This window comes from Streptomyces pluripotens, from assembly GCF_000802245.2.
GTDB classification, from domain to species: domain Bacteria; phylum Actinomycetota; class Actinomycetes; order Streptomycetales; family Streptomycetaceae; genus Streptomyces; species Streptomyces pluripotens.
In genome coordinates this window covers 7,073,068-7,088,970 of record NZ_CP021080.1, presented here as the reverse complement: position 1 = coordinate 7,088,970, position 15,903 = coordinate 7,073,068, and the positions used below count along the sequence as shown (strand labels likewise).

The following is a 15,903-nucleotide window of genomic DNA, read 5'->3' as shown; positions in this document are numbered from 1 at the left end:
GTCCCGTCACGTGTCAGTCCTTGTTCCCGCCCAGCTTCCCGACGAAGTCCTGAGCCTTGTCGACGGCCGTGTCGATGGTCCCGCTGTGCTTGCCCTCGGTCCGGTCGTCAATGAAGTCGCCCACCTTCTCAAGGCCTTCGGAGATCTTGTCGCCGTGGGTCTCGGCGATGTCCTCGGCTTTCTCCTTGAGGCTCTTCAGGGCGTCGAACATATCCGTTTCCTCTCCTTCCCCGGCTTGGTCGGGCCGGGCCGAACCATGATCCCACGCGCAGGGACGCGACAGGGCGACTCCGGGGGTGTGGCCGCCCCAGACCGCGCGCCCGGATTCCCCTGAGCGGCGTAATGACGGTCCTCCGGAGGGGCGAGGGGCCGTGACGGGTGTGACCGTGGTGGAAGGGATGCCCGAGTGCATCACTGACGAGGAGGCGCCATGGCGGACCTAGGCAGCGCGGTAGGGGCGGCGACCGCCTCCGGCGCGGACGGCGCCAACGCGCCGCAGGGCCGACCCGGCGATGCCTTCGAGCAGATCAGCGCCGTCGCGGACGCCGTGCTGTACGAGGGCTATCTGCTCTATCCGTACCGCCGTTCCTCGCCGAAGAACCGGGTCCGCTGGCAGTTCGGGGTGCTGTTGCCCAGGGACTGGGTGGAACAGGAGGGACCGGTCACACCCGGGATCTCCGGCTCCGCGGACTCCTGGTACCAGCAGACGGAGTGTCTGGTGCGCATCCGGCGCGAGGACGCAGTCGTACGCGTGCGGGTGCGCTATCTGCAGATGCAGCACAAACAGGTGGAGGCTGCCGACGCGGACGGAACCCACCACCCGGTGGGCTCCCTACGGACGGACGACGGCGTCACCCACCTGTCGTTCGAAGAGGCGGTACCGCGCCAAACCGAGGTGGTGCTGCCACTGGCGGAGTTGCTGCGCGATGGACGTACGGTCGCCGCGGGCGCGCCGGCCGGAACCGAGGCCGAGCCGCTCGCGGCGGGCGCGGGGCGGACGGTGAGGCGTCGGTGGGAGGTCCGGGCCGCGACGACGGTCGTCGCCGAGCCGCTCACACCGGGCCTGTGCCGACTGCGCGTGCGCACCGAGAACACCTCCGGCGCCCCGGATCCTCAGGCTTCTCGGGGTGAGGTACTGCATCGGTCGCTGATCGCCACGCACTGTCTCCTCGGCGGCGAGGGCGTGGAATTCATCTCAGTGATCGACCCGCCCTCCGGTCTCGCGGAGCAGGTGCGCGACTGCCGCAACGCATTCACGTTTCCCGTGCTGGGCGGCGCGCCGCCCAAGGCCCCAGGGGACGACGGCGACGGGGCGACCGGTGACGTCATGCTGTCCGCCCCCATCATCTTGCCTGACCATCCGCAGGTGGCCCCGGAGAGCCCGGGTGATCTGCACGACGCGGCGGAGATCGACGAGATCCTCACGCTGCGCACCATGCTGCTGACCGACGAGGAGAAGGCCGAGGCCCGGGCCACCGATCCACGGGCCGCCCAGATCCTCGACCGGGTCGACACCATGCCTCCAGAGGTGTTCGCCCGGCTGCACGGCACCATTCGCTCCCTCACTCCGGCCGGACGACCCGAGGCCTACGGCAGCCCTGGGTCGCCCATTCCTGGGCGGCCGGCCTGGTGGCAGGAGGGCGCCGATGAGGGGTTGTCCCCGGCGACCGACACCGTGCTCGTAAACGGGGTACCGGTCGGCGGCGGCAGCCGGGTGCAGCTGCGACCGCGGCGCCGCGGCGCCGACGCGCAGGACATGTTCCTGGACCAGCGGACCGCGCAGGTCGCCGCGGTCTTCCACGACGTGGACGGCAGCGTGCACCTGGCCGTCACCGTCGACGACGACCCGGCCGCCGAACTACACGGCTGGTACGGCCGTTTTCACTACTTCCAGCCCGACGAGGTCGAACCACTCGGACGCGCGGACGCACCGGATCCGGCGGGCCCGCCGGGCCACCCACCCCCGCCGCAGTCCCCGCGGCCACATCATCCGGCCGGTGAGTCGGAGAAGGGACGGTCCGATGGACGCTCTTGACATGTTGATGCACGACCACCGGATGGTCGAGCAACTGTTCCGTGACTTCGGCGCCTCAGCCTCCGAGCGACAGCGCCGTGGCGTGGTGGAACTGCTGGTGCGCGAGTTGTCCAAGCACGCGGCGCTGGAGGAGATGTATGTCCTTCCCCTGGCCAAGAAGGTGCTTTCCGACGGCGACCAGGTGGTCGCCGAGCAACTGAGCGGGCACCAAGGTGTCAAACAGACCCTCCTCGCACTGGACCGGCTCGGCGAGGGTGACCCACGTACCGGCGACCTGGTGGCAAAGCTGCGCCGCGAGGTCGGGGAGCACATACGTGCGCAGGAGGACGTCCTCATACCGCGGTTGCGGGAGACCGTGTCGCAGGAGGACCTGGACCGCCTGGGCGTGCTGCTCACCAAGGCGAAGGCAGCGGCGCCGACGCGTCCGCATCCACACGCCCCGGAGGAACCGCCCGTCCTGACCCTCGCGGCCCCGGTGGCCGCGGCCTACGACCGACTCCGAGACCGACTGCAGCGGAGGCCGAGGACATGACCACACAGCACGGCACCACCGAAGCGAGCCCGGAACCCGGCCGGCCGGAGGCGCACGCGAACGGGTTCGACGAGATCCACATCCTCTGGATCTCCGAAGGCATGAGCTGCGACGGCGACACCGTTTCGCTCACGGCTGCCGGGCAGCCCTCCATCGAAGACCTGGTGCTCGGCCTGATCCCGGGTCTACCCAAGGTGAACCTGGTCAACAAGGTGCTGTCACCGAGCCTGGGCGGCGAGGACTTCCTCGCCCCCTACCGGGCTGCGGCGCGCGGCGAACTGTCCCCGTTCATCCTGGTCATCGAGGGCTCCATCCCGAACCAGAACATCATCGAGGGCGACGGCTTCTGGACGTCCTTCGGCAACGACCCGGACACCGGTCAGCCGCAGACCCTGAACTGGTGGATCGACCAGCTGGCCCCCAAGGCCTGGGCGGTGGTGGCCGCCGGTACCTGCGCTGCCTACGGCGGCATCCACGCGATGGCGGGCAACCCCACCGGTTCGATGGGCCTCGCGGACTACCTGGGCTGGGAGTTCAGGTCGCAGGGGGCGCTACCGGTGGTGAACGTTCCCGGCTGCCCCATCCAGCCGGAGAACTTCATGGAGACCCTGGTCTGGGTCCTCTACCACGCGGCCGGAACCGCACCTCCGCCTCCCCTGGACGACATGCTGCGTCCCCAGTGGATCTTCGGCAAGACCGTGCACGAGGGCTGCGACCGTGCCGCGTACTACGAGCAGGCCGACTTCGGCAAGGACTACAACTCCCCCAAGTGCCTGGTGAAGACGGGCTGCTGGGGACCGGTCGTCAACTGCAACGTGCCCAAGCGTGGCTGGATGGCCGGCATCGGCGGCTGCCCGAACGTCGGCGGCATCTGCATCGGCTGCACCATGCCCGGCTTCCCGGACGCGTTCATGCCGTTCATGGACGAGCCGACCGGCGGCACGCTGTCCTCCACGCTGATCAAGCCGTACGGCGCCGTCGTCCGCCGGCTGCGGGCAGTGACCAGCATGGCCGTCAACCGCGAACCCAAGTGGCACCACAACAAGCGGGAGCTCACCAGCGGTTACGACCCGCACTGGCGTGCCTGACCCGCGCCACCACAGACCCATGCGCAACCGAGACGAGGGACAGAAACCAACATGACGACAACCGGCGACCCAACCCGGGTCCGGGAGCGCAAGCCCGCACAGATCGTGGACATGTCCTGGGACCCGATCACCCGGATCATCGGCAACCTGGGCATCTACACCAAGATCGACTTCGCCAACCAGGAAGTCGTGGAATGCCGCAGCACCTCGTCGCTCTTCCGGGGCTACTCGGTGTTCATGAAGGGCAAGGACCCCCGCGACGCGGGGTTCATCACCTCGCGCATCTGCGGCATCTGCGGCGACAACCACACCACGTGCTCGAACTACGCCCAGCAGATGGCCTACGGCGTCAAGCCGCCCAAGATGGCCGAGCACATCACCAATCTGGGCGAAGCCGCCGAGTACATGTTCGACCACACGATCTTCCAGGACAACCTGGTGTTCGTGGACTTCTGCGAGGCGATGGTCAAAGCCACCAACCCCGGTGTGCTCGCCCGCGCCGAACGCACCGACGCACCCCGCGGGGACGTCCACGGATACCGGACCATCGCCGACATCATGAAGGCCTTCAACCCCTTCGAGGGCGAGGTCTACAAGGAGGCGCTGAAGGTCAGCCGGGTCACCCGGGAGATGTTCTGCCTGATGGAAGGCCGACACGTCCACCCCTCCACGCTGTACCCGGGCGGGGTCGGCACCATGCCGCAACCCAACACCTTCACCGACTACCTCAGTCGACTCATGCGCGTCATCGACTTCGTCAAGAAGGCCGTGGCGATGAACGACGACGTCTTCGACTTCTTCTACGAGGCCCTACCGGGCTACGAGGAGGTCGGCAAGCGGCGCATCCTGCTCGGCTGCTGGGGCGCCTGGCAGAACCCGGACGTGGTCGACTACCGCTACGAGACGATGAACGAGTGGGGCAAGGCGATGTACGTCACCCCTGGAATCGTCGTGGACGGCAAACTGGTCACCAACAACCTGATCGACATCAACCTCGGTCTGCGCATCATGCTGGGCAGCTCCTTCTACGAGGACTGGGTGAACGAGCAGCCCTTCGTCACCCACGATCCGCTCGGCAACCCCGTGGACATGCGGCACCCGTGGAACCAGACCACCGTGCCGGTGCCCCAGAAGCGGGACTTCGACGGCAAGTACAGCTGGGTGATGAGCCCGCGCTGGTACCACCCGGACAGCGGTGAGCACCTGGCCCTGGACACCGGCGGCGGACCGCTGGCCAGGCTCTGGTCGACCGCGCTGAGCGGCCTGGTCGACACCCCGTACGTCAAGGCGACCGGCAGCAGTGTGCGCATCTCCCTGCCCAAGGGCGAGTCGCTCCCGGAGACGACGCTGGAGTGGCACATCCCGAAGTGGAGCAACACCATCGAACGGGACCGTGCCCGGCCCTACTTCGTCGCCTACGCAGCCGCCATGGCACTGCAGTTCCTGGAAGAGTCGATGGGCCTGCTCCGGGCCGGCGAGACCAAGGTGTTCGAGAACTTCGAAGTCCCGGACGAGGCCATCGGCTGCGGCTTCCACGAGGCGGTGCGCGGTGTCCTGTCCCACCACCTGGTGATCAAGGACAAGAAGATCGCCAACTACCACCCGTACCCCCCGACCCCGTGGAACGCCAGCCCCCGTGACATCTACGGCACACCGGGCCCGTACGAGGACGCGGTCCAGGGCCAGCCGATCTTCGAGGAGAACGGCCCGGACGACTTCAAGGGCGTCGACATCATGCGTACCGTGCGCAGCTTCGACCCCTGTCTGCCCTGCGGTGTCCACATGTACATGGGCAAGGGCAAGACCCTGACGACCGTGCACACCCCGACGTACGGGGCGAACCATGGCTGACCGCCCCGCTGCACCGGCAGCGGGGCGGCTCGGAGCCCCGGCCGTGGAGGCGCGGCTCACTCGGCTCGAGGAACTGCTGGTCCGTCTGGAGTCAGCGCCCGGACCGACCAGCAGCACAGCAGTCGAGGCGGTACGGGTGCTGACCGAGGTCTACGGCGAGGCATTGGCCCGGGTGCTCGACCTGGGCGGGGAGCCGCTGTTCGCGGTGCTGGCCGGGGACGAGTTGCTGGGCCACCTGCTGGTGCTGCACGACCTGCACCCGGAGCCGGCCGAGCGGCGAGCCGAGCGGGCGGTCGAACGGCTCCGCCCGGCGGTGCGCGAGCGCGGCGGCGACGTGGAACTGGTCGCCGTCGACGGGCAAGTAGCACGGGTGCGGGTGAGCGAGGCCGGGGGCTGCGGAGCCGGTTGCGGCGGCGGGCCCACCATCGCCGACGCGGTCCGGGAAGCGGTGCTGGCCGCTGCACCGGAACTCACCGCGGTCGAGCCGGTGCCGATGCCGGACCGCGCGGCCGCACCGGCGTTCGTACCACTCGACTCGCTGCTGCTCAACGGCGCACCACGGGTACGGGAGGCGCCGTGAGCGCGGGTGGAGCACTGGCCCGCGTCATCCGCTCGGCGGCCGCCGGCCGCGACCGCCCCGAGCGGTGTGACCTGTGTGACGCTCCAGCACCGGACGGACACCGCCACCTCTACGACACCGGACGCCGGGAAGTGCTGTGCGCCTGCGGGGCGTGCGCGGTGCTGTTCGCCGGGGACGGTACCGGCAGCGGCCAGTACCTGCTGGTCCCCCGTCGGCGGGTGCGGCTGGCACCCGTGGACACCGGACCGCTCGGCGTCCCGGTCGGGCTGGTCTTCTTCGTGCCCCGCGCGGACGGCACGGTCACCGCGCAGGGCCCGAGCCCGGCGGGGGCCATGCGCTGGGAGGTCGACGCGGACCGCTGGCGGGAGATGTGCACCAGGTGTCCGCAGCTCGCTTCCCTGGCACCCGAAGTGGAGGCACTGCTGGTGAACACCGTGCGCGGCTTCGACCACCACTGGATCGTGCCGGTGGACGACTGTTTCCGGATGGTCGCCGTCGTCCGCCGGGAGTGGCGGGGCCTCGCCGGGGGCGGCCGGGTGTGGCCCGCCGTTGAGCAGTTCTTCACGGAGCTCACCGAGCGGCCGTAGGAAACCCGGGAGACCGTGGGAGAAGAGGCCGCACAAGCGGCGGAAGGGAGAACGACATGGGAACGATCAGGGTCGGCCGGCCCCAGGCGCACCACGACACGTCACGGCACGTGCCTGGAATGCACCAGGGCAACAAGGGCCCCTACGCGCACCAGAGCGGACACCACAAGGACGGCACGTCCGACGCGCGCCGCTCCACCGGAATCCACTCCAGGCAGCACGACGCCATCTCGAAGATCATGCCGAACATCTCGCCGGGATGATCCGGAACCGGGAGACGCAGCACCAGGAACGAGGAAGCGGAAAGGCACCGGGATGAGAAGGTACCGAGCACGATCATCGGCGGCGGCGCGGATGCGGACCGAAGTGACGGCACGACGGGTACTGAAGGCACAGGCCCTCGTGCTGGGTGCGGCCGCGCTCGCACTGCTCGTCCGGGAGCTCCCGGGCATCCGGCGTGAAGTGCGCATCTGGCGCATGATCGACGTGCGCTGCGGCGCCAAGCGCCCACGCTGAGCCGACCGTGCACGAACTGTCGATCGCGACCGCAATCGTGGAGCGGGCCGAGGAGATCGCCCGGGCCGAAGGCGCCGAGGACGTCTCCGCGGTGACCGTACGGGTCGGCGAACTGGCGGGCGTGGTACCTGACGCGCTCCACTTCGCCTTCGAGGTGGCCCGTGACGGTACTGCCCTCGCCGGAGCACGGCTCCTCGTGGAACAGGTGACGGCACGGGCCTGGTGCGACGGGTGCGCCCAGGAGTTCACGGTGGGTATGCCGCCCTTCTTCTGGTGTCCCCGCTGCGACCGGCCGTCACAGGAACTACGTAGCGGACGGGAGCTGGAGATCACGGGGGTCGAGGCGGTGGCGGCCCCGCTCTGAGCGCGGGGCCGGCCGCCCGGCGCATCAGCAGATGCGGGGCAGTTGCTCCCCCAGGGGCAGATCCATCACGCGCGTGCCGCCGAGGCCGGTGGCGACGACGACCATCCCCGGGTGGTCCGCGACGCACTCACCGATGAGCGCGGCCCCGCTGCCCTGCGGGTGCGCACGCATCACCGCGAGCACGGCCTCAGCGTGCTCTGGGGGCACGAACGCGACGAGCCGGCCCTCATTGGCGACGTACAACGGATCCAGCCCGAGGAACCCGCAGGCATTCACGACCTCGTCCGGGACCGGGATGGCGCGCTCACGCAGCCGGACCCCGGTTCCCGAGGCGCGGGCGATCTCGTTCAAGGAGGCCCCCAGCCCGCCCCGGGTGGGGTCACGCAGCACGTGGATGTCCTTGGTGACCTCCAGCATGGTCGCCACGAGGTCCGCCAGGGGCGCGGTGTCGGAGGCGATCTCGACACCGAACTCCAGCCCTTCGCGCACACTCATGACGGCGACACCGTGCAGGCCGATCGGACCACTGACCAGGACCGCGTCGCCGGGCCTGGCACGCTGCGGACGGATGTCCACGCCGTCGGGCACCAGTCCCACTCCGGCGGTGCTGATGTAGACGCCGTCGCCGTGCCCGGACTCGACCACCTTGGTGTCCCCGGTGGCGATGGTGACGCCGGCTCTCTCCGCGGCGGCGCCGACAGCACGGGCGACCCGCTCTACCACGGCCAGGTCCACCCCTTCCTCCAACACGAAGGCCGTGGAGAGGTATGCGGGCCTGGCACCGCTCATCGCCAGGTCGTTGACCGTTCCGTTGACGGCCAGGTCGCCGAGGCTGCCGCCGGGGAAGAACAGCGGCCGTACGACGTAGGAGTCGGTGGAGAAGGCAACCCTGGCACCGCCCAGGTCCAGGACGGCGGAGTCGGTGAGGGCGGCCAGGGTGGGATTGCCGTACGCGGGGGTGAAGACCTGTTCCATGAGTTCGGCGGACAGCGCGCCGCCTCCACCGTGGCCCATCACGACGACCCCTTGGTCGCGCAGCGGGGCGGGACACGTCCACTCGGCGGGGTCGACCGCCGCCCCGGGGACCGTGTCGGCGCCGGCGTCCTCGGGGACTTGGGGGGTTCGAGGGGTTCGGTGGGTTTCGGTGACGAGGTCAGCCAACGGGGTTCATCTCCTCCTGCGGGATGCGGGATCCTTGTGGTGCCGGGCCGTCGGTCATCCGGCGGTACAGGTAGTAGGCCGCGCAGGCGCCCTCGCTGGAGACCATGGTGGCGCCGAGCGGGTTGCGCGGGGTGCAGGCAGTACCGAACGCCTCGCACTCGGTCGGTTTGATCAGCCCTTGCAGGACCTCACCGGCCCGGCACGCGGCGGGTTCCTCGGTGCGGATGCCGGTGACGCCGAAGCGGTGCTCGGCGTCGTAGGCGCGGAAGGCGTCGCTCAGGCGCCAGCCGCTGGCCGGGATAGGGCCGATGCCACGCCAGTTGCGGTCAGCGACCTCGAAGACCTCCTCGATCATCCGGAGCGCCGCCGGGTTACCCTGCTCCTGCACCGCCCGGGGGTAGGCGTTCTCCACCCGGTGCTCGCCGCGTTCGAGCTGGTGGACGGCGCGGCGGATGCCTTCGAGGATGTCCAGCGGTTCGAAGCCGGTGACGACGAGGGGCACGCGGTGCTTCTCGGCCAGATCGGGGTACTCGGCGGTGCCCATCACGCTGCACACGTGCCCGGCGGCCAGAAAGCCCTGCACCCGACAGCTCGGGGCCGTCATGATGGCCTCGATCGCCGGGGGGACTCGTACGTGGGAGACCAGCAAGCTGAAGTTCTCCAGGCCCAGGCGGCGGGCCTGGTGGACGGCCATGGCATTGGCGGGTGCGGTTGTCTCGAAGCCGATGGCGAAGAAGACTACCTGGCGGTCCGGGTTCCTGCGGGCGAGGTCGAGCGCGTCGAGCGGTGAGTACACCACACGAACGTCTCCGCCTTCGCCCTTGACCCGGAACAGGTCCCGGTCGCTGCCGGGCACCCGGAGCATGTCGCCGAACGAGCAGAAGATCACGTCGGGTCGGGAGGCGATCTCCAGTGCCTGGTCGATGACGTCGAGGGGTGTTACGCACACGGGGCAGCCGGGGCCGTGGATCAACTCCACCTCCTGCGGGAGGAGCTGGTCGATGCCGTGGCGAATGATGGAGTGGGTCTGACCTCCGCAGACCTCCATCAGCGCCCAGGGCCGGGTAACCGTGGCGCGGATCTCATCCAGCAGCCGGCGGGCCAGGCCGGGGTCGTTGAACTCGTCGATGTACTTCACCGTGCCTCGCTCCCGCTCTCCTGCCGCGCTGCCTGTTCCCACGCATCCCCGAACTCCTCTTCCAGCAGGCCCAGCTGCTCGAAGAGCTGTAGGGACGCCCGGGCCGACTCCTCGTCCAGGCGCTGCAGGGCGAAGCCGACGTGGACGATCACGTACTCCCCGATCCGCACGTCGGGCAGGTACTCCAGACACGCCTGCTTCCGTACTCCGCCGAAGTCGATCAGCCCGGTCAGGGGATCGGCGCTGTGGTCGATGGACACGACCTTGCCGGGCACTGCCAGACACATGGGTCACTCCGTCTCGTGGTTGGTTGCTGTTCCCGCGACCATCAGCTGGCCGAGCGCGAGTCCGCCGTCGTTCGGGGGTACTTCGCCGTGCCGCAGGACGGTGAAGCCCTCCCCTGCCAGCAGGGCCGTGCACTGCTCCTCCAGCAGGGCGTTGGCGAAGACTCCCCCGGTGAGGACCACCGTGGTCAGGCCCGTACTCGCACGGGCCCGTTGGCAGATCTCCGCCACGGCCCGCGCGACGCCCCGGTGGAACCGGGCCGCCAGCACCGGTGCGGGGATGCCGCTGCGTCGGTCGGTGAGCAGTGCGCGCAGCACGGGCGCCGGGTTGATCTCCCAACCGCCCGCCCGGCTCGCGCGGCCGGGAGGCCGGGCGCGCGACGCTCCGCCGCCGGCCCCTTGTTGCGCCGGACCGGCCGAGAGCCCGAAGGAGTAGGCCGTGGTGTCCTCGTCCCTGGCCTCCCATGCCGCCGCCTCCAGCTCCATGGCGGCCTGTGCCTCGTAGCCCACGCGGTGGCAGACGCCCACGAGGGACGACACCGCGTCGAAGAGGCGTCCCATGCTTGATGTCGGAACGCAGGCGAGCCCGCGGTCCAGCTGGTGCCGGAGCAGGGTGCGTTCGGCCTCGGTGCAGGCCATGACGCTGGGCAGGTCCCGCTCCCAAGGCAGCCCCGCAGCCCACAGCCGGGCCAGCGCCAGTCGGCACGGGTTGGCGACTCCGGCGTCTCCGCCGGGCAGCGGGGCGGGGGTCAGGCGGGCGAGGCGGTGGTAGCCGGTGTAGTCGGCGAGCAGGATCTCGCCGCCCCACACCGTGCCGTCGTCGCCGTAGCCGGTGCCGTCGAACGCGACGCCGATCACGGGCGTGGTGCCGTCGAGGCCGTGCTCGGCCATCGCCGAGGCGATGTGGGCGTGGTGGTGCTGAACCAGGCTGACCGGGTCGCCCGGCAGTCGCAGTGCCCGCCGGCGGGCCCAGGCGGTCGAGTGGTAGCCGGGGTGCCGGTCGGCGGCGATTCGGGCCGGGACGACACCGGTGAGCCGGGTGAGCTGCCGTTCGGCCCGCTCGGCGGCCTCCAGGGTGGCCAGGTCCCCCATGTCGCCGATGTGCGGTCCGAACCAGGCCTGCTCGCCGTCACCGAGGCACGGCACGTTCTTCAGGTCACCGCCCACCGCGAGTGTGGGCGCGACCGGCAGGGGGAGGCTCAGGGGCCGCGGAACGTAGCCGCGGGAGCGGCGCAGGACCTGTTCGGTGCCGTCGGGGCGCACCCGCAGCAAGGAGTCGTCGCAGGGAGAGGCGATGGGCCGGTCGTGAGCGAGCCAGGCGTCGGCCAGACCGGCCAGCCGCGTCAGTGCCTCCGCATCGTCGGTGACGATGGGTTCGCCGGAGCGGTTGCCGCTGGTCATGACCAGCATCCGGGGGCCGGGAGGGTCGCCGGGTAGGCCGAACAACAGGCTGTGGACAGGGGTGTAGGGGAGCATGACTCCGACGTACGGGCTGCCCGGGCAGACCTGGTCGGCCAGCCGGGGACCGGTTTCCGGGATGCGGCGGCGCAGCAGGACGACGGGACGGCGGGCACTGGTGAGGGCGGCCCGTTCGGCGTCGGAGATCGGGGCGATCCGCTCGGCCGTGGCGAGGTCGGCGCACATCACCGCGAACGCCTTGCCGCCCCGCTCCTTGCGGTCGCGCAGAGTGGCCACGACTCGTGCGTTGGTGGCGTCACAGGCCAGGTGGTAGCCACCGATGCCCTTCACGGCGACGATCCGTCCTGCCGCGAGCAGGGCCCGGGCTGCAGCCAGCGCGTCGGCGTCTCGAGTTGGGCGGACCCCGTGGCCGTCGGCGGGGATCAGCCGGAGCCGGGGGCCACAGCCGGGGCATGCGACGGGCTGGGCGTGGAAGCGGCGGTCGGCAGGGTCACCGTACTCCCGGGCGCAGGCCGGGCACATCGGGAAGTCGGCCATGGTGGTGGCCACGCGGTCGTACGGCATGGCGGTCGCAATGGTGAAACGGGGGCCGCAGTGGGTGCAGTTGAGGAACGGGTGCCGATGGCGCCGGTCGTCCGGGTCGGACAGTTCCCGCAGGCAGTCGCTGCAGGTCGCGGTGTCGGGCGGAAGCTGGGTTCGCCCGGTGGCACGCTCGGTGGAGCGGATGGCGAACGGTGCGGTGCCGCCGGTGGCGGGCAGGTCCTCGGTGGCGATGCCGGCCACCGTGGCCAGGGGCGGGGGCCGGTCGGCCAGCAGGCCGCAGAAGCGCTCCACCCTGTCTGCGGGGCCCTCGACCTCGATGAACACGCCGTCGCCGGTGTTGCCGACGAATCCGGTCAGGGAGAGACCCACGGCCAGGCGGTGCACATAGGGGCGAAAGCCCACCCCCTGTACGGTTCCGCGCACGGTGAGCCTGCGGCGTAGCAGACCGGTGGCGGGGGCGGTCATGCGAGGGGTGCGGGCGCGGTGGGCTGGTGGCCGTGCGGGTGCGGGGCGAGCGGCGGACGGTGCGGCGGGGCCGTGTCGCGGGCGGCCAGGGCGTGGTCCAGGAGAGCGCCGACGCCTGCTCCGGTACGGGCACACGACTGTACGATCTCCACGCCCGGATTGACCCGGTGCACGTTGGCGCGGAAGGTGTCCTCGTCGAAGCCGGCCGCTTCGGCGAGGTCGGTCTTGGTGACGACGACCAGGTGCGCGGAACCGAAGGCGGTCGGGTACTTCAGCGGTTTGTCCTCGCCCTCGGTGACCGCCATCAGCACGATCCGCAGCGTCTCCCCCAGGTCGTAGGAGGCGGGGCAGACGAGGTTGCCGACGTTCTCCACGAAGAGCACGGCCGTCTCCGGCGGCAGCCAGCCCGCCAGCCGGGCCCGCACCTGACGGGCCTCCAGATGGCACAGTCCGTCGGTGAGCAATTGTTGGACGGGCGCGCCGGAGCGGGCCAGCCGGACGGCGTCGTTCTCGGTAGCGAGGTCCGCGGTGAGCGCGGCCACCGGCACGTGCCGTTCCACCGCCCGGGCGAGGACCCGGCCGAGGAGCTCGGTCTTGCCGCTGCCGGGGCTGGACAACAGGTTGACCATGGTCACGCCCTGCCGGGCGAGGTCGCCGCGCAGGTCCGCGGCCAGGTCGTCGTTCTTCGCCAGGACGGCCTGCTTGACGTCTGACCGACACATGCGCGCTGCTCCTCGGGTTCGGCTGCGGGGCCCGGGCCGCAGCCGTGCGGCCCGGTGGTCTCACTGATCTTCGGCTGTCCCCTCCCCCGTGCCGGGCAGCGCAGCCGGGCGTAGGGCCCCGGATTCCATCGGGCGGCCCAACGCGGGCGGCGGGACATCCGGGTCGGCGAGCAGGACGGGGACCAGGGTGTGCAGCGCGTCCACGGCCCGGTCAACCGCCTTCTGCACCGGTGTGCTGAGCCCGGGGAGGAGATCCTCGTCCCCAGCCGGGAGCAGTTCCGGCTCACAGGCCAGGACGAGGACCCTGGGCAGCGGTTCGTCGCCCAGGTGCGCGGCCAGGGCCAGCACTTTCGCTGGGTCCATGCCGTGGGCTTCGGGTGGGACGGTGCCGTCAGGGGGGTCAGCCTCGATCAGGGTGAGGCTGCCGGGGCGGTGGCCGCGCGCGGCGGTATCGACCAGGACGGCAGTGGCATAGCCGTCCAGCAGGTCGTAGGCGAGGTCCATGCCCCGGATTCCGTAGTCGTGCACCCGAGCCCCGGGAGGCAGCGGGCGCCGGCCGAGAGCGCGGATCACCTCGGGGCCGAAGGCGTCGTCCGCGAGGAAGATGTTGCCGACGCCGGCCACGAGCAGCCGGGGCGTCACCGTAGGTCTCCGGCGGGCGTGGCGAGGGGGCGGGGTGAGCCGGCTGGGGTCTTGCGGACGAAGGCCGAGCGCAGTGCGTGATAGGGGGCCTGCGGGTCGAAGAAGATGGCGTGCATGCGGGCCAGTTCGGCCTGCCGGTGATCGGTGAGGAGGCGTTCCCCCTCGTCCGAGGCAAGGGCGGCGGTCTTGTCGGCGATGTGTCGGTCCAGGTCCGGTGCGTTGGCGAGTCCGGCTGCCAGTCGCTCGGTCTCTGCGGCGAATCGGGCGGGCGGAACCGGGAGGACCCGGTCCACGAGCCCGAGCCGTCGGGCGGACGCGGCACTGACGGGCAGGGCCTCGGTGATCAGCCGGTGGGCGGATTCCTGTCCCACGCGACGGGGCAGGGTGTACGTCCAGAACTCCGAACCGTACAGGCCCATGCGCCGGTAGTGCGGGTTGAGCACGCTGCCGGTGCGGCACCACACCCGGTCGGCGGCGAGGGCGAGCATGGTTCCGCCCGCCGCCGCGTTGCCGCCGAGTGCGGCCACCACCAGCCGGTCTGTGGTGCGCAGCACGGCCTCGACCAGGTCATCCATGGCGTTGAGGTTGCGCCACGACTCCACGGCGGGGTCGGGGGCGGCCTCGATGACGTTCAGATGGATGCCGTTGGAGAAGAAGTCGCGTGTTCCGCCGAGCACCAGGACGCGGGTGGGCACGGTGAGCGCCTGCTGGTAAGCGGCGAGTAGGCGACGGCACTGGTCGGTGCTCATCGCGCCGCCGGGGAAGGAGAAGGTCAAGAAGCCGACGTCGCCGTGTTGCCGGTAGCGGATGTCGGTCCAGGTACGGCGGTCGGCGGGCAGTGCGAGGGGGACGGTCGCTTCGGGCAGTCGCGGTGTGCTACCGCCCGTGAGAGCGTCGACGACGGAGGCGGCCGGGCGCCGGAAGGGTGCGGGGTCGCCGGAGTTCTTGCGGGGACGCAGTTCCGGGATCCAGACCGCGCCGTCCCGGGTGGCCCGGCAGACGGCGCCTGCGCGCTGTGCCAGCAGTTCGCCCGGACGGCCGCGCAGCCGGTCCTCGGGGTGTCCACCGTGCAGGAACACCTCGTGGCCGAGGAGTTCGTCCAGGACGCCTGGTTGCGAGTCGGCACCGCGTAGTCTGCGCAGGACTGTCGCGGTGTCGTCGTGCTCCCAGTCGATGCGCCGCCGCTCCTGGCGGAATGCGTCCCGCCAGACGACGCTGATCGATTCGTCGGTCTGCGTGAGCGGTTTGTGGGAGCCTTCGGCAAACCGCCGTACGGCGGTGCGGACGGCGGCCACGGCGGCGTCAGAGGCCTCGTTGCGGTAGAGGTCGCTCTTACCGACGGGCGGCACCGGGAAGGAGTCGGCGGCCCAGATCGGGCCCGCGTCCATCGCCGCCTCGGCCTGGAGAACCGTTACCCCCCAGCGCGGTGCCTGCTCGGCAATGGCCCAGTCCAGCGAGGACGGGCCACGGTCGCCGGGCGGCCCGGGATGCACGATCAGACAAGTGTGGTTCCGCCACACGTCCTCCGGGAGGGCCGTCTTGAGCAGCGGTGCGATGATCAGCTCCGGCCGGATCTCATGGACCGCGGCCCGGACCGGGTCAGCGCCGTATGAGGCGAGTACGACGTCCACGCGGTGCCCGAGGTCGGAGAGTTCGGCGTACAGGCGCTGGGAGAGACTGTTGAACGCACTGGCGACGAGCAGAATATCCACAAAGAGGGATGTTCGCCCCTCATGAGGTCGCGGCGAAGAACCACGGCGGCGTTTCGTGAGCGCCGATCGGGCTCCTTCCGCCATCCGGAGGCGCTTCACCAGCCCTCGGCCGCCCGAGCACTGCCTTGCACTGCCTTCCCAGCGGTCGACGCGCCACCGCCGTACGGACGCCGGGCCTGGCGGCGTACCCGCGCCGGGCCGCGACCGGGGCCGCGTGACAGGCGCCCCTCTGGTCAGCCACCGGCGCGGCGGCGTTGCCTGCGG

At 70.8% G+C, this 15,903-nt stretch carries 17 protein-coding genes; 9 read left to right on the top strand and 8 right to left on the bottom strand.

Features of this window, described 5'->3' with window-relative positions; translation table 11 throughout:
* Nucleotides 1–13 precede the first annotated feature (13 nt).
* On the bottom strand, nt 14–211 hold the full coding sequence (locus tag LK06_RS31330; protein ID WP_039655503.1) for an antitoxin: 198 nt from the start codon (nt 209–211) through the stop codon (nt 14–16).
* Nucleotides 212–430: 219 nt separating this feature from the next.
* Here LK06_RS31330 and LK06_RS31325 point away from each other — a divergent pair, with 219 nt between their 5' ends.
* The 9 genes from LK06_RS31325 (at nt 431) to hypA (ending at nt 7,553) form a co-directional block, all read left to right on the top strand.
* Nucleotides 431–2,035: a hypothetical protein gene (locus LK06_RS31325; RefSeq protein ID WP_234367553.1), complete on the top strand. Its 1,605-nt coding sequence runs from the start codon at nt 431–433 to the stop codon at nt 2,033–2,035.
* Complete coding sequence (locus tag LK06_RS31320) at nt 2,022–2,567, top strand: hemerythrin domain-containing protein (protein WP_039655504.1); 546 nt, start codon at nt 2,022–2,024, stop codon at nt 2,565–2,567. The genes LK06_RS31325 and LK06_RS31320 overlap by 14 nt, the downstream gene beginning before the upstream one ends.
* Nucleotides 2,564–3,655: an NADH-quinone oxidoreductase subunit B family protein gene (locus tag LK06_RS31315; RefSeq protein WP_039655505.1), complete on the top strand. Its 1,092-nt coding sequence runs from the start codon at nt 2,564–2,566 to the stop codon at nt 3,653–3,655. The genes LK06_RS31320 and LK06_RS31315 overlap by 4 nt, the downstream gene beginning before the upstream one ends.
* 51 nt (nt 3,656–3,706) lie before the next feature.
* Complete coding sequence (locus tag LK06_RS31310; protein ID WP_039655506.1) at nt 3,707–5,506, top strand: nickel-dependent hydrogenase large subunit; 1,800 nt, start codon at nt 3,707–3,709, stop codon at nt 5,504–5,506.
* On the top strand, nt 5,499–6,086 hold the full coding sequence (locus LK06_RS31305; RefSeq protein WP_039655507.1) for a NifU family protein: 588 nt from the start codon (nt 5,499–5,501) through the stop codon (nt 6,084–6,086). The genes LK06_RS31310 and LK06_RS31305 overlap by 8 nt, the downstream gene beginning before the upstream one ends.
* Nucleotides 6,083–6,673 carry a DUF5947 family protein gene (locus LK06_RS31300; RefSeq protein WP_043435431.1) on the top strand — a complete coding sequence of 197 codons (591 nt, stop codon included), beginning with the start codon at nt 6,083–6,085 and terminating at the stop codon, nt 6,671–6,673. The genes LK06_RS31305 and LK06_RS31300 overlap by 4 nt, the downstream gene beginning before the upstream one ends.
* A 56-nt stretch (nt 6,674–6,729) precedes the next feature.
* Nucleotides 6,730–6,936, top strand: a complete 207-nt coding sequence (locus LK06_RS31295) for a hypothetical protein (protein WP_039655509.1) — start codon at nt 6,730–6,732, stop codon at nt 6,934–6,936.
* A 103-nt stretch (nt 6,937–7,039) separates the two neighbouring features.
* Nucleotides 7,040–7,189 (top strand): hypothetical protein, encoded by a 150-nt coding sequence (locus LK06_RS31290; protein ID WP_217350004.1) that lies wholly within the window; start codon nt 7,040–7,042, stop codon nt 7,187–7,189.
* A 7-nt stretch (nt 7,190–7,196) separates the two neighbouring features.
* Nucleotides 7,197–7,553, top strand: coding sequence for a hydrogenase maturation nickel metallochaperone HypA (hypA, locus tag LK06_RS31285; RefSeq protein ID WP_043435428.1), 357 nt, complete (start codon nt 7,197–7,199; stop codon nt 7,551–7,553).
* Between the two features lie 24 nt (nt 7,554–7,577).
* Here the strand turns inward: hypA and hypE are convergent, their stop codons facing one another.
* The 7 genes from hypE to LK06_RS31250 all read right to left on the bottom strand — a co-directional run bounded on the left by hypE (nt 7,578) and on the right by LK06_RS31250 (nt 15,639).
* Nucleotides 7,578–8,567: a hydrogenase expression/formation protein HypE gene (gene hypE, locus LK06_RS31280; protein ID WP_234367644.1), complete on the bottom strand. Its 990-nt coding sequence runs from the start codon at nt 8,565–8,567 to the stop codon at nt 7,578–7,580.
* A 139-nt stretch (nt 8,568–8,706) separates the two neighbouring features.
* Nucleotides 8,707–9,852, bottom strand: a complete 1,146-nt coding sequence (gene hypD / locus LK06_RS31275; RefSeq protein WP_039655511.1) for a hydrogenase formation protein HypD — start codon at nt 9,850–9,852, stop codon at nt 8,707–8,709.
* On the bottom strand, nt 9,849–10,139 hold the full coding sequence (locus LK06_RS31270; RefSeq protein ID WP_039655512.1) for a HypC/HybG/HupF family hydrogenase formation chaperone: 291 nt from the start codon (nt 10,137–10,139) through the stop codon (nt 9,849–9,851). The genes hypD and LK06_RS31270 overlap by 4 nt, the downstream gene beginning before the upstream one ends.
* 3 nt (nt 10,140–10,142) lie before the next feature.
* Entirely contained in the window at nt 10,143–12,563 is a 2,421-nt protein-coding gene (hypF, locus tag LK06_RS31265; RefSeq protein WP_043435425.1) for a carbamoyltransferase HypF, read from the bottom strand.
* On the bottom strand, nt 12,560–13,285 hold the full coding sequence (hypB, locus tag LK06_RS31260; protein WP_039655514.1) for a hydrogenase nickel incorporation protein HypB: 726 nt from the start codon (nt 13,283–13,285) through the stop codon (nt 12,560–12,562). The genes hypF and hypB overlap by 4 nt, the downstream gene beginning before the upstream one ends.
* A 60-nt stretch (nt 13,286–13,345) precedes the next feature.
* Nucleotides 13,346–13,927, bottom strand: coding sequence for a hydrogenase maturation protease (locus LK06_RS31255; protein ID WP_043435419.1), 582 nt, complete (start codon nt 13,925–13,927; stop codon nt 13,346–13,348).
* Nucleotides 13,924–15,639 carry an enoyl-CoA hydratase-related protein gene (locus LK06_RS31250; RefSeq protein ID WP_039655516.1) on the bottom strand — a complete coding sequence of 572 codons (1,716 nt, stop codon included), beginning with the start codon at nt 15,637–15,639 and terminating at the stop codon, nt 13,924–13,926. Before LK06_RS31250 ends, LK06_RS31255 begins: the two co-directional genes overlap by 4 nt.
* Between the last annotated feature and the right edge of the window lie 264 nt (nt 15,640–15,903).